The organism is Bifidobacterium gallicum DSM 20093 = LMG 11596 (genome assembly GCF_000741205.1).
GTDB lineage: Bacteria > Actinomycetota > Actinomycetes > Actinomycetales > Bifidobacteriaceae > Bifidobacterium > Bifidobacterium gallicum.
Genome location: NZ_JGYW01000009.1, coordinates 1 through 13,898 on the forward strand (window position 1 = coordinate 1; position 13,898 = coordinate 13,898).

11 protein-coding genes, 2 pseudogenes and 1 CRISPR repeat array are annotated in these 13,898 nt (G+C 57.9%); of the genes and pseudogenes, 5 read left to right on the forward strand and 8 right to left on the reverse strand.

The genetic code is table 11. From position 1 onward, the window contains the following. The 3 genes from BGLCM_RS06715 to dapF form a co-directional block, all read right to left on the reverse strand. A partial coding sequence (locus tag BGLCM_RS06715; protein WP_044085203.1) for an RNA-guided endonuclease TnpB family protein occupies nt 1-1,348 on the reverse strand: 1,348 nt, incomplete at its 3' end. Beyond that, entirely contained in the window at nt 1,341-1,940 is a 600-nt protein-coding gene (locus BGLCM_RS08470) for an IS607 family transposase (protein WP_006294599.1), read from the reverse strand. The genes BGLCM_RS06715 and BGLCM_RS08470, both read right to left, overlap by 8 nt. Before the next feature lie 123 nt (nt 1,941-2,063). After that, nucleotides 2,064-2,960, reverse strand: coding sequence for a diaminopimelate epimerase (gene dapF, locus BGLCM_RS06725; RefSeq protein WP_006294598.1), 897 nt, complete (start codon nt 2,958-2,960; stop codon nt 2,064-2,066). 237 nt (nt 2,961-3,197) lie between these two features. Here dapF and murI point away from each other — a divergent pair, with 237 nt between their 5' ends. From murI to BGLCM_RS06745, 3 genes are all read left to right on the forward strand, one after another. Continuing rightward, entirely contained in the window at nt 3,198-3,974 is a 777-nt protein-coding gene (gene murI, locus BGLCM_RS06730; protein WP_006294595.1) for a glutamate racemase, read from the forward strand. A 66-nt stretch (nt 3,975-4,040) separates the two neighbouring features. Then, a complete protein-coding gene (locus BGLCM_RS06735) occupies nt 4,041-4,886 on the forward strand; it encodes a patatin-like phospholipase family protein (RefSeq protein WP_006294590.1) in 846 nt (281 codons plus the stop codon). A gap of 454 nt (nt 4,887-5,340) precedes the next feature. Further along, a CRISPR array of direct repeats spans nt 5,341-5,673; the repeat unit is 28 nt; unit sequence GAATCATCCCCGCGTGTGCGGGGCTACC. 35 nt (nt 5,674-5,708) lie between these two features. Continuing rightward, complete coding sequence (locus BGLCM_RS06745; protein WP_006294587.1) at nt 5,709-6,362, forward strand: RNA-guided endonuclease InsQ/TnpB family protein; 654 nt, start codon at nt 5,709-5,711, stop codon at nt 6,360-6,362. A 14-nt stretch (nt 6,363-6,376) separates the two neighbouring features. On the opposite strand, the pseudogene BGLCM_RS08475 reads toward BGLCM_RS06745, so the two are convergent. Then, nucleotides 6,377-6,493: pseudogene (locus tag BGLCM_RS08475) on the reverse strand (amino acid ABC transporter permease); the annotation flags it as partial. After that, nucleotides 6,480-6,824 (reverse strand): annotated as a pseudogene (locus BGLCM_RS06750) (ABC transporter permease subunit); the annotation flags it as partial. The pseudogenes BGLCM_RS06750 and BGLCM_RS08475, both read right to left, overlap by 14 nt. 178 nt (nt 6,825-7,002) lie before the next feature. On the opposite strand from BGLCM_RS06750, the gene BGLCM_RS06755 reads away from it, so the two are divergent. After that, nucleotides 7,003-8,451: an aldehyde dehydrogenase family protein gene (locus tag BGLCM_RS06755; protein WP_052295092.1), complete on the forward strand. Its 1,449-nt coding sequence runs from the start codon at nt 7,003-7,005 to the stop codon at nt 8,449-8,451. A gap of 130 nt (nt 8,452-8,581) precedes the next feature. Here BGLCM_RS06755 and BGLCM_RS06760 read toward each other — a convergent pair whose 3' ends face one another. From BGLCM_RS06760 to BGLCM_RS06770, 3 genes are all read right to left on the reverse strand, one after another. Beyond that, complete coding sequence (locus BGLCM_RS06760; RefSeq protein ID WP_006294583.1) at nt 8,582-10,030, reverse strand: APC family permease; 1,449 nt, start codon at nt 10,028-10,030, stop codon at nt 8,582-8,584. A gap of 153 nt (nt 10,031-10,183) precedes the next feature. Then, the gene (locus BGLCM_RS06765) at nt 10,184-10,828 is read right to left on the reverse strand and encodes a 3'-5' exonuclease (RefSeq protein ID WP_006294581.1); all 645 of its coding nucleotides are present in this window, start codon (nt 10,826-10,828) and stop codon (nt 10,184-10,186) included. A 306-nt stretch (nt 10,829-11,134) separates the two neighbouring features. Further along, nucleotides 11,135-11,770: an N-acetyltransferase gene (locus BGLCM_RS06770; protein WP_238548646.1), complete on the reverse strand. Its 636-nt coding sequence runs from the start codon at nt 11,768-11,770 to the stop codon at nt 11,135-11,137. A gap of 426 nt (nt 11,771-12,196) precedes the next feature. Here BGLCM_RS06770 and BGLCM_RS08105 point away from each other — a divergent pair, with 426 nt between their 5' ends. Then, nucleotides 12,197-13,768, forward strand: a complete 1,572-nt coding sequence (locus tag BGLCM_RS08105; RefSeq protein WP_052295091.1) for a CHAP domain-containing protein — start codon at nt 12,197-12,199, stop codon at nt 13,766-13,768. The last annotated feature ends 130 nt before the right edge of the window (nt 13,769-13,898 follow it).

The window sequence follows — 13,898 nt, forward strand, 5'->3', positions numbered from 1 at the left end:
CGTGCCGGTGTCGTCGCTGGGAATGCTCCTGAGCGAGCTGTTCCCGGACTTGGGTTTTGCTGATACGTCGCCATCCATCCTTGCGTGAACGTCGCGCGAGTATGTTGCGGCTGGCGATAATGTCGGCTTGCCCGGTTCTTCCACAGCACACGCAGTGGAAGACGCTTTGTTTGGTGCGGTTGCGTTTGTCCACGCACCCGCACGAGGGGCAGGTCTGTGAGGTGTAGGCGGGGTTCACCTTGGTGATGGTGATGCCTTCGCGTTCCTTGAGTGCCTTGAGTTTCTGGTTGACGGCGTTGCGTCCGGCGCGGGATACGAGACGGTTCATGTCCTTACCGAGTTTAGGCGAGCGGAAGTCGAGGTCTTCGACCACGAGTTCACGTACCTGTTCGTCGGCTATGAGGTTGAGGACGCGGTTGGTTTCGTTGGTCACGTAGTTACGTATGCGTCGGTTGAGGTTGCGGTAGCGTTTCGACCGGGATGGTTTGATACCGGATGCCTGTAGCGCCTTCGTGAGGTTAACGAGTTCTTCGTCGCGTTTTTTGAGCCATGCGTAGAGTTTCAAGCCGTGTAACCGGCCTTCGGATGTGGCGAACAGTGAACACATGCCCCAATCCAGTCCGAGCACGTCACCGTCGTCGCGGGGATTGGTTTCGGGTCGGGTGGTGAGCAGGTGCGGGACAAGCTTACCGTTTCCAGTGACTTGCAGTTGCAGATGGTTCGCAAGCGTCTCCATACCATTGGCGAGCCGTTCCTCCATGCGCGGGTCAGTATTCAGGGGGATACGGACGGGGTGTCCTTTTTCGAGCGTACTGATTCGCGCCCAGTAGCGGAACCGGGTGGCGGTATGTGGCTGTTCGATGACGGCGATTTTCCCGTCCAACGACATGGTACGGCAATGCGCCGGGTCGGGCAGTCGCATGACATGACGGACGCGCTTCATAATCCGACGCGCAAGCCAATGGGCTCCATCGTCTCCGGGTTCGTACCATGCGTGCTTGAGGTTGATGCGGAACAACTCGATTTTTACCGGTTCGTCGAGCGTGCTGTCGCGCACGATACTGCGGAACCTGTTCTCGGCCAGTTCCATCCACGATACCAACATGCCACGGTACTGGCGGGACACGGAATCCCACTGCCGCTGTGACAGCCCGCCATCCAGCGGCTTCGTGTCAATCCAGCGCGGAAGCTTGCCGGTGGTATGCCATTCGCGTTGCCACATGGCGGCGACGGTCTTCAACCCGTCTTGCCAGACGGGAAGCATTGCGACGATGGCGTTCACCTTGGTTTTGGTCGCCCATTGCGAGGTGTGGTAGGCAGAGTATATGGTGCCGGGTTTGCTACTCATGGTTCACCTCGCCGTTGCGTTCCGCTTCGGCCTGTTCAACCACCCGCGTCATCTTCTTGGCGTGTTCACTACGGCGCTGTCCATATAGGCGGGCGCAGAACGAATAGATGATGGCAATGAGGTCGGCCACGAGGTCGGCACGGTCGTTGTCGTTCTCGTTGACAACGACGATGCGCCGCCCCCGCTGTTCGAGAAACAGCCTGAACCAGTTGAAACCGAACCGGGTGAGCCTGCCCTTGTGTTCGACAATCAGCGTGCCCCAGTCGTCGCGCTTGAGCAACGCGGTGAGCTTGCGGCGCTTGTCGTTCACGCCGGAACCGACTTCCGCAACGGACACGGCGACGCGGTAGCCGTTCTTCACCGCCCACCGCTCCACACGCTCCTGCTGTGCGGGAAGCCGGGTGTGCCGCTTGGAACCGTCTGAGACGCGGGAGTACACTGCCGCATCCATGAGCATGTTCTCTTCCGGGTCGGGGATGATGATGTGACCCACCTCGTCCTGATACGCACCCTTGATTTTCCCCGCCTTGTAACGGTTCCAAGCCGCACGGTACTGAATACCGTGCTTGCGTGCGTACTCCGAAAGATTCATACTCTTTAGTATATCACAGAATACTAGATTCTGCCAGAATAAGAAGAACTAGTTACACGACCCCGTACTTGTTCACGAGCACGGGGTCTTTGGTTTGTTGAATCAGCTCAGATAATTCACGATTCAGTGCATCAACGTGACGGTGGCTACGAGTTCGGCGTTGCCGGTCAACTGCACATCATTGTCGGTTACGGCCACGTCAAGGATGCCACCGGCAACGGTGATGCGCCAATGGTTGATGCCTGTGCGTGCGCGCAATGTGATGGCCGTGGCACACAATCCCGTGCCGCACGACAACGTTTCACCACAGCCGCGTTCGTAGACGCGCATCGTGGCTTCGCCCTGGTCAGCACGCTCGTCCATGTCGTCGATGCGCACAAACTCCACGTTCTGACCGTGGTCCAGTTGCGGTTCAACTTTTGGCGCGTGCGTCAAATCAAGGTCGTCGATGACGGGCAATGTGGATTGTGCGTCTTCAATGACCGCGACCACATGCGGGTTGCCCATATCGACAAATGTGCCTGGCGCCTGGCCTGGTTGGCCCGGGATGCTGACCGTATATGCGTACAGTTCGCCCATCGACCAGCCACCCATGTCAACACGGAACACATGCTGGCCCAATCCGGGCTGTGCACCCAGCGAACTCAGCATTTTGACACCGGCTCGTGTGCCCAGCATGAACGGCTGATCTGCATCGGCCAAACCTTCATGTTGGGCGAACAGTGCCGTCGCGCGCGTGCCGTTGCCGCACATTTCAGCCAGTGAACCGTCGGCGTTGCGGTAATCCATGAACCATTGCACGCCTTTGGCGCCGCATTCGTCGGCGACTTCAGTGGACACCTGGTCCACAAACTGCGGTTTCGTCACACGAATCAAGCCATCGGCACCCAGGCCGAAATGGCGGTCACACAACTCACGCACTTCACGCGGTGTCGGGTTCACGGAACCATCGGCATCACAATAAATCAGAAAATCATTGCCCGTTCCATGGGCTTTAATCATGGTATTCGGCTTAGTCATGCCGCCGATTGTACGCGGCGGACTTGAGGATTGCCACCCATATGCACAGCGCTCAACCAGGCGTTGGCGGTTATAACGTCAACGGCTATAGGGCGAATCGGTATGCTTGCCACCATGGTTCTTCGCGCTCTGCGCATGCGTAGCCCGCAATCTGTTCGGTGGTGGCGCGAGTATGGTGGGACAGCAATGCGGTGGCAACGCGCTTGCCGCAGATGTGCGAGCGTTCAGGAGGTTCGTATGGCATCGTCAGCTCCCATCGGCGTGTTCGACTCTGGGTTGGGTGGACTGTCTGTTGTCCGTCAAATCCGCGAAGACCTGCCCAACGAACACGTGTTGTATTTTGGGGATTCAGCCCATGCGCCATATGGCGTCAAAACACCCGATGAAGTGCGTGAACTGTCGTTCGGCATTGTCGACAATTTTGTGCGCCAGGGAGCCAAAGCCATTGTCATCGCTTGCAATACGGCCACGTCGGCGGCTGTCAACGAGTTGCGCGACACGTATGATGTGCCGATCATTGGCATGGAGCCCGCGTTGAAAGTCGCAGTGGACCGCGGCCAAGGGCAACGGCAGAACATTATTGTGGCAGCCACCGAATTGACATTGCGTGAACGCAAGTTTGAGCAGCTTATGCAACGATTTGAAGCCGACCATACGATTCATCGGCTGCCCTGCCCCGATCTCGTGGAAATCGTGGAGCATGGCCAACTTGACGATACCGCGCTCGTTGATGCCACATTGCGGCGGTATTTGCACGATTACGACTTGGACACGATTGATGCGATTGTGCTGGGCTGCACGCATTTTGTGTTCTACCGTGACGCATTCCAGCGCATCGTGCCCGAGCATACGGCAATCATTGACGGCAATGCGGGCACGGCCCATCATCTGCGTGTCGTCTTGGAATCATTGGGGGCGTTGGCACCGGAAGACCAGCAAGGCGGCGTCAGTGTGACGAACTCGGACACGTCGGCACAGATGGCGAATCTTGCGCACAAACTGTTGGCACGCTGAGCGTATTGATTCATTGACAGATTACTGGATGGAACGGCGTGATAAAGATAAAACAGGAGGACCACGATGGCCACACAAACCGCGATCATTGACGTTGGGGGTGGATTCCGCGCGATTTACAGCTGCGGCGTTGAAGACTACCTGATGGCCCATGGCATTGAATTCGACCATGCGTATGGCGTCTCGGCAGGCAGTGCGAATCTGGCTTCGTTCGTGGCACGCCAGCCTGGCCGCTCCTACAAGTTCTATTCGGAATACGCGTCACGGCGTGAGTATGCGAGCGCGCATGAGTTGATCCGGCATCGCAATTTTGTCAATCTTGACTATGTCTATAGCACGTTGAGTAATCATGATGGCGAATACCCGTTGGATTATGAAGCGTTCGCGAACAATCCGACGCAATTCACTGTGGTGGCATGCAATGCCGAGGATGGCAGCACGAAGTATTTCACGAAAGATGATGTGAGCTTCGACAATTTCGACATTTTCAAAGCCAGTTCGGCCGTGCCTGTGGCGTGCCGGCCGTATGTGATTGATGGTGTGCCTTATTACGATGGCGGCATTGCCGACCCCGTGCCCGTGCAGCGCGCGTTGGATGATGGCGCCGACAAAATCGTGGTGTTGCTCACGCGTCTGCCTGAACCGCGTGAGGCGAGCGCCGATGAAGTGTCAGCGCGCATCCTGTCACGCTTCAACCCGGTGGCAGGTGAACGCTTGGCCAAGCGTTACCAGGTCTATAACGATGAAGTGGCGTTCGCGCGTGAACTCGAGCAAGAAGGCCGTGCCATCGTGATTGAACCGCACGACATCCATGGGCTGTCCACGTTGCACCGTTCGTTTGAAAACAGTGAAGCCATGTATCGTGAAGGCTTCGCGGATGGTGCGAAAGTCGAAGCATTCCTGGCCAAATAAGCATGACAGTGCACTCTCCGCAAGCCCTGCGGCGAGCATGATGATGGCTTTGCTGGGTTCCGTGATGCCGTCGAGGGTTTTCAGGGCGTTCTTTGCTGCCTGCTGCATGACGCTGTCGTTGCTGCGCCAGCTGAGCGCGTCCTTGACGCGCTGGGCGCTGGGGTGGGTGCCGGTTTTGCAGCTGAGCCAATGCTTCCAGTCGTCGAGCATGTTGTAGTGCAGGAGCAGGTCGGCCTGTTCGGCTTGTTCCGTGTCGGTGAGCAGGAAGTTGTATTTGTCGGCGATTTCGTGGGCCGCGTAGGCGATGCGCTTGTGTCGCTGGTGTTGACGCTGGGTTTCCACGTTGAAGGCGTCGTCTTGGCTGAGGATGGCTTCTACGACGCGGTCCGCTTTCGCCGCTTCGCGTTCGAGTTGTTCGAGCGCCCGCATGCGTGTTTCTCGGATGGCGGGGTAGGAATCATCCCCGCGTGTGCGGGGCTACCTGCACGGTTCGGGTTTCCGCTACCTGTGGTTGGAATCATCCCCGCGTGTGCGGGGCTACCGTCCGCGCCGCACATGACCGCCGCGTGGCCGGCGGAATCATCCCCGCGTGTGCGGGGCTACCTTCACGGGCTCGGCGGGCTGCACGAAGCGTTTGGAATCATCCCCGCGTGTGCGGGGCTACCTCACCCGTCGCGGTGCGCAGGCTGAACGTGGCAGAATCATCCCCGCGTGTGCGGGGCTACCCTGAAATCGTCAAGATAACAGTTGATTGGCGCGGAATCATCCCCGCGTGTGCGGGGCTACCTCACGGGGGTCGCTGCTACTCGTGTAAGCACGCTGATGACCTGCGCGACCATCGACGGAAACGGCATCGTGGACGAAACCGGCGCATACGACCTGCCCCATCCCGAATACGGCAGGAAAGCGCACCTCGAACTTGCCCGACTGCAACGACGCATGGCCAAGGAACGACGCCCGAAAGGCAAGAAACCCTCCAACAGGTACCTGAAGAACAAGCGTCGCGCCGCTGAAATCCAACGCCGTGTCCAACGCCAACGGCAGGACACGGCGAACAAGTGGGCGCGCCACATTGTGCAGGACCATGACAATATCGCCATCGAGGACTTCAAACCGAAGTTCCTGTCGAAAACGACCATGGCAAGGAAAGCCGCCGACGGTGCGATAGCTGCTACCAAGCAGGCGCTTGAATGGCAAGCGCTCAAACACGGCCGCATCCTTCGACCCGTCAATCCATCCGACACCACGAAACGTTGCGCGCATTGCGGCGCGATAGCCAAACACCGCATCCCCTTAAAGGAACGCACGTTCCGTTGCGATTCATGCCGCATGTCGCGCGCGAGGGACAAGAACTCCGCGCTGAACATGCTTTGCAGGGCTGGTTTCATCCCTGACGGCGTGGACGGGGTAAACCCACGCTGGGACGCTGTTCCCACTGGCACCCGCCCGTCAAACCGTGGAATCCCCCGCCTTTAGGCGTGGGGAGGATTCAAACCGATGGGAATCGACAATCCCACACTGACGGCCGAGATCCAAATCGTGACCCACAGGCCTTGCAACAGGCGCGGGAACACACCGGGTTGCAACAGGATTTCAACGTCGTGCATAGTCGAACTTCCTTTCCAACCAGGTGCCCATCAGCGAGACGGGCAGCAGGATGACCAGATAGGCCACAATCAGCATGAACAATGATTCGTAAGTGTTGTATGTCACGTCCATCAAGTCTTTGGCCATATACATCACGTCGGCGAGCGCGATGGCCGAGACAACCGAGGATTGCTTGATCAGGAAGATCACGTTGGCCACGACACCTGGGGTTGCCATGCCGGCGGCTTGGGGCAATGTGACGTGCGTGAATGCTTGGAATTGTGACAAGCCAAGCACGTAGGCGTTCTCATGCTGGATGGCGGGTACGGCCTCGAATCCGGCGCGCAACGCGCGTGTTGTAGTGTCTCGGTGGATGGGCTGTGCATAGCCGGAGAGAAGCTGCGTGTCGCGTGCATGGTTGTGCCTGTAGCTGACCGCAGTCGTTTTTCCAGCATCGTTGAAGCCCACCGAAGTAGACCGGCTAGCATGGACGCACATGCGTCGTTGTTCAGATTCAAAGGGGATGCCTATGAGCACATCACAATCTTCCGGTTCGGCTACTCCCACGCAGACCGTGCCCACATTCTCCTCGCTTGAGGATGTGCAAAACCAGGCCAAGGCGATGCGCACCTATTTTGTGACGGGTGCCACACGTGATGTGGCACATCGCAAAAGCGCGTTGCGCGACATGAAAGCATGGCTGAAAGCCAATGAAACTGATGTGCTCAAAGCGTTGCATGCCGATTTGGGCAAAGCCGCATATGAAAGCTATATCACCGAACTAGGTCTCGTGTATACGGAAATTGACACGATGCTCAAGCATGTGAGCGAATGGTCGAAGCCGCATAGCGAACCTTCCCCGCTGACCGTGTTCCCGGCCACGTCGAGCGTCGTGCCGAGCCCGTATGGTGTGGTGCTCGTGCTGAGCCCTTGGAATTATCCGGTGCAGTTGACGCTCGTACCGATGGTTGATGCGATTGCGGCCGGCAATTGTGTGGCGTTCAAACCGGCACGAGAAGCGCCGGCGAGCGCAGCCATCATGTTGCGCATGGTTGCGGAAGTGTTCGACCCGCAGTTCGTATGTGGTATTCCAGGTTCCGCGCATGCCAATGAGTGGATTGGGCAGACGGCTTGGGATTACATCATGTTCACGGGCTCACCCAAGGTGGGCAAGATCATCATGTCGAACGCCGCGCAGTTCTTGACTCCGGTCACGTTGGAACTTGGTGGCAAGAGCCCATGCATTGTGGAGCAGGATGCCAAGCTGGACTTGGCCGCCAAGCGTATCGCTTGGGGCAAAGGCATCAATTCGGGCCAGACTTGTGTGGCACCTGATTACATTGTGGCGCACGAGTCGGTGGCTGATGAGCTTGCGATGCTGATTGGCAAGCATTGGACGGCGTTCTATGGCGATAATGCGTTGGAATCACCGATTTGGCCGCATATGATTTCGAGCAAACATTATGAGCGTGTCATGGGGTTGATTGAGCAGCATAATCCGCATGCCAAAGTCGAGTATGGCGGCCATGGTGACGCGTCCACGCTCAAGATCCAGCCCACGATCATGACGGGTGTGACGATGGACGATCCGGTGATGGGTGAGGAAATCTTCGGTCCTGTGCTGCCGATTTTGACGTATAAGAACTTGGATGATGCGTTCGACATGATTCGCACGTTGCCGCATCCGCTGGCCTGCTACGTGTTCACCGAGTCGAAGCAGACGAAACAGCGTGTGATCAACGAACTCGAGTTTGGTGGCGCCACCATCAACGACGTGTGTTTGCATCTGTCGAATGAGCATATGGGCTTTGGTGGCGTAGGCAACTCGGGTATGGGCGCTTACCATGGCAAGGTCGGCTTCGACACGTTTACGCATTACAAGTCCACACTCGACCATGGCACGTGGGCTGATCCTGACGTGCGTTATCCTCCGTTCACGGCCGACAAGAAGCGTTTGGCGCGCAAGCTCATGGGCTGAACCGCTTAAAGCCCCGGCTTCGGTGATCTCAACCACCGCAACCGGGGCTTTCTCATGCGCACCATATAGCCAAGGCGCTCGTCAACCAGTGGTTGGCGGGCGCCTTGTTTGTGGTGTTGGAACGATACGCTTAGGCGCGCAGGTCCACGCTATGATGCAGCTTCTTCGTCCAGACGAAATAGAACGCGATACCGATCACGAGCCAAATGACGCCGATGATCCATACGAGCGCACCAAGGGAAATAAAAATGATGAGCGTGATAATCGCGCCGATAATCGGGAACACGTAGTTGAACCAGATTTTCTTGGCGCCCGTCAGCGTGCCGCGACCTTTGATGCCCAAACCCCAGAGCACGGCCAAGTTGAGCATGCAGTAGGAGCCGAGCGCGCCGAAGTTCGAAATCTTCGCGCCCGTATCCATGCCGAGCGGCAGAATCGCGAACAGTAACACGAGTGAGACGAGCACACAGAACACGGTGGCAGCAATCGGCACGGACGTCTTCTTGCTGACCTTCTTCAACCGTGCGGGCAACGCGCCATCGCAAGCCATCGTGAACAGCAGACGCGAGATGGCCGTCAGACCCGACAGGGACGTGAACAAGCCGAGCGCGAGCGCGTTGGCGACGGCACACAGGATGCCAAGCCAGTTGCCGGCGAGTGCGGCGACCTGGTAGAACCCGTTGTTCGGATTGCCAGCCATGACGTTGCCGGACGGGTCCATGCACACGGTAACCCAGCTCATCAGCATGTAAAGCACGCCGAGCGCAAGCACGATGATCAGCATGGCCTTGGGCGGGGCTTTGCGCGGCTTCTTGACCTCGTCATCCAACGTGACGATCGAACCGAAGCCCACGTACGACAGTGCGCACAGTGACACGGCGCTCATCATCGCGTTGAGGTTGAACGTCTTGGGATCGTAGAACGCGTCACCACTGAAATGGGCGACCTGCGGGTTGCGAATCACGTAGGCGATACCGAAACCGATAAACAGGGCGAGCACAATGAGCTCGCAGACGAGCGCGATTTTGTCTATGAGCACGGTGGCACCCATGCCGCGCAACGCGACGACCGTGATGAACGCTAAGAAAATCAGGCACCATACCCACACGGGCACATGCGGCACATACTCATGGATGGCTTCGCCGGCCATGATCAGCATCACGGCGGGCGTGACGAGGTACTGCAGGATCATGAGCCAGCCCACAGCGAAGCCGATCGGCGTGTTCATCTCATGCGAGGCGTAGACGTAAATCGAGCCTGATGAGGGGAACAACGGCACCATTTGGCCGAATGACAGCGCCGTGAACAGCATGGCGACCATGGCGATCAGATACGCCAATGCCGGCATGCCATGCGACGTGTTGTTCACCGAGGCGAGAATTGAGAACGGTGCGATCGGCACCATGAAAATCATGCCGAAAATGACAAGATCAAACGTGTTCAGCGTACGTTTGAGGCCACCGTTGTCGGGCAATGGTTTGCCATCGGGTCCGGTTTGCACCGCCCCCTTTGACGAACCTGGTGTTGCCGCGACGCCCGTGGCGGCAGCGTTTTGGGGCTGCGCACTGTTGGCAGACATCGTGTTTGCTCCTTATGTTCCAACCAATTGATTTGGTTTCCACACTAGGAGCACACCCTCAGGGAATCCTTGATTTTGCTGGCAACGAATCAACGGGGGGCATGCCACGCGCCCTCACGCCGTCGTTGCCAGCGCCGATGTCATTGCAACGGTTCAGTCCACGATGTGCGCGAGGTTGGAGGCGGCCACGTAGCGTCGCTGCCATTCGAAGCATTGGTAAGTTTGCGTGGCGTCCGACAGCGCACGGTGCGCTTCGGTATCGGCCACGCCATAGCGCACGATCAGGTCGCTCAGACGATGCCGTTCGGATGGGAACAGCCAGCGGTCAATCATCATCGTATCCAACGGGTCGGGTCCCAGCATGGCGCGCGTGATTTCCGCTGTTGTCGTCATCGCTGCCGGGTTGACGGCTTTGGCGTTGAATGGTGTGGCCAACGCTGCATCAAGCAGCATCGCCTCTTTGAGCAGGAATGACAGGTCGAAACGGATGTTGTGGCCGATCAGTCGGTCGCCGTCCACCCAATCGACGAACGCGGGAATCGCTTCGTCAATCATTGGCGCATCCTCAACCATCGCATCGCTGATGCCGGTCAATGCCGTGATGCGTGAAGGAATATGTTTGCCCGGGTTGATCAGCATCGAGAACCGGTCGGCGATACGGCCGTCGCGCACACGCACGGCACCGATTTCCGTGATTGTTTCCTGACGAGGAGCCAACCCCGTCGTTTCAATATCCAATGAAATATAGTCCAACGGCATATGTATGGGGTTGTGTCGCGTCCTGATCACCATTGTCATGTTCGCTTTCCTGCGGCTGCATGCCACACATCTCTCCCCGCCTCGTCATTGTTGGGCACGGCCCGACTTCCAACAGCGGTGTTCTTCATTCCTGTTCGAGAGTATATCGGGCTTGGAACTGTCTCAACCCCCAGCGCCCACGCTTGAACAAAAACTCCAATAATTCTTACAATTGCTTCACTACGAGGTGAAGTCGGGGGGATGAATGACGTTTGGTTGCCCATGTCAACGCGGCGCTGCCGTGACGACGTGAGGACGTGGCGGCAGGGAGGCTTACCTGACGCCAGCGCGAACCCAATGCAGACGTCAACGCTCTTCGTCGTCGATGTAGGCCGTGGTTTCCCCGATGGCGGCCGCCAATGATTCGCGTGTGGCGGCGAACGCTTCAGGATGCTGTTCGATCATCTGTTTGCATTCGTCATCCTGCTGATGGCCAGGCAATACGAGACGCATCTGGTACCATGCGGCGTTGCCGTGGCATGACGAGCTGAGGCCTTCATCGAAAAAACCGAATTGGGCGTAATAATCCTTGAGCCGTTCCTTGCACGTGAGTACCACGCCTTTGCGCCCGTTGAGCGCCGAGTCGAGGATCACGCGACGCATCAGATATCCGGCACAGCCGTGATGTTGGTATACGGGCGCCGTGTCCACGCCAAGAATGACTTGCCAATCCCCCGATTCCTCATGCACTTGCGGATCGCTGAACATGCCATCATGCAGATCACGGTCAGACGTCACAGGACCATTGATGAAGCTCATGAGTGTGCCTTCTTCGACTTGCGCCGGAAACGTTTCGGCGATGGCATCCTCATCAGTGTTGATCATGAGCCAAAAATGATCGGGATACTGTTCAATGCGCGCTGCGAGCCGTTCAATGTCGGCCGCTTCTTGCGGTGGGAAACATGCGGTTTCCATTGTCGCGAGCGCATCGAGATCATCCATGGTCGCATGTCGAATGAGCATATCTCAATACTCTTCTCTTACAGGGTTACGCCGCCAATGTGCTGATGCACCACGATCAGGCACGTCGGTCAACGATTCATACAACCCAGACACTGTAGAAGACATCGCCGACAGCCGCCCCCTTCACCTCTCTTGGGGCGCAACGTTGGCGCTACGCTGTCGCCAGGACGGCAGACATGGACAGGTTTGTTTTGCATCTTGGACAACAACGTTCGGATTTTGTGAAGACTTTGGACACGGGTATTGCTTTGAGCAAATTCTTCCTAGAATGGAAAACCAAGCAAGCAAGACGGCAAGGGCCTACGTCAGTCCCTTGTTTAGTAGACGGAACTAGACATAACAAAGTCGTATGCAGCATTGTCACGTGCTTTGGGGATGTATGACTTTGGGGAGGGTAACGGTTCTATGACGTTCATACCGGCACATCAGCCAGCGCGACGCAGCCAGCGTTCACGCATCATGATTTGCACCGGCACCGTCGCAACCACGGCAGCACTGCTGGCAGGCGGTTTGACGGCCGCCCCCGCCAACGCGCTCTCCGACCCGGGAGCCGCCCATGATTTGTTCATCGAGGCGCCGCAGGTGCCGTATGCTCCTGTTGAGCACGGATTCATACCCAAAGATGGGCAGAACGCCAATGCTATTCGCCATGATTTCCTGGCGGCCACGCTGATTCGTGAACATGCGCAGATGCCATCCTTGGACGACTGGGATGAATACGAGGACGCCAAGCTGGCCGACGAAGCATTCGTCATCACCCAGGCGCAAAACCGTCGCGCCGAAGAGCAGGCGCGCAAAGACGCCGAGGAACGCGCACGCATCAAGTCTGAGGAAGAGAAGAAACAGCAGGAAGACGCCAAAATCAAGGAGCAAGCGCAGCAGCAGGCCGTGACCAAGGCCAAGGCCGAGGTCATCGCCAAAGCCAAAGCGGAGGCGCTTGAGGCTGCGAAGAAGGCGACGTCAGCAGCAGCGTCACAGGCATCCGAGGATACGAAGAGCCACGCGGCGACGTCGGGAAATAATAAGACCGAAACGCCTCAGCAGGATGCCGCAACACAAGATTCGGGCGCGACCGCGGCCGGCACCACGGCGCCAACGCAAACGGACAAGGACGTAAGCAAGGAAGCCCAAGCCCAGGGTGAAGCCAAGGGCAAGGCCATCGGCACGTGCATTTCCGAGCATCTGGAGAAGGTCAACAAGGCTGAGCAAGAGAAGGCTGAGAAGGAAAAGAAGCAGGCTGAAGAGGAGGAAGCCAACCGTGTGGAGGCGCCGAAGAGCGCCGGTTGGGCTGACGGCTTGACGAACAGGATCGACATGGACGCGCTGTCTGTGGACGTGGAAGCGGAGAAAAAGAAGCAGGAAAAAGCCAACGCCGACCCTGCCGAACAGGCGCGCAACGATGTTGAGGAAGCCGTGAAACTGTGTTCGGCGCAAGTCAACGCGACCATGCGATTCGACAGCGTGTTTGGCAAGCAGAACACGTCCGGCACGCTTACGGGCACCACGGGAACCTCGCTGTTCAACTCGGGAACATCCCAAGGATTCGACCAGGACGAATGGTTGAAGATGCTGGCCGCACTGCCGGAAGGCGACCGTTCGATGGTCTCCAAGCCCAAGAGCACGGGAGACACGGGCGTGAACAGCTACGCGTTCGGTAACTGCACGTCGTACGCGTATGAACGCCGCAAGGCGCTGAACATGCCGATCGGCAGCCACTTCGGCAACGGCGGCCAGTGGGCGAACAGCGCGCGCAAACTCGGCTACTCGGTGTCGAACCTGCCCACCTACGGCGCCGTGGCTGTGTTTGGTCCCGGTCAGGTGGGCGCGGACGGCTACTACGGTCACGTGGCCGTCGTGGAGCAAGTCAGGCAGGACGGCAGCGTGCTGATCAGCGAAATGAACGTGAAGGGACTCAACGTGGTCTCCACGCGCGTACTGACGCCAGCGCAGGCCGCGTCGATTGAATACATCCACTAAATATCAACACGGGTCGCGGCCGCGAGCTTGGCGCAAGCGGCCGGAATGATAGACGTCAATAGCGCAGAAGAAGAAGGGACGGGTGTCCGGTTAAAGCAGACCGGACACCCGTTTTTTATTGGGCTGCAGT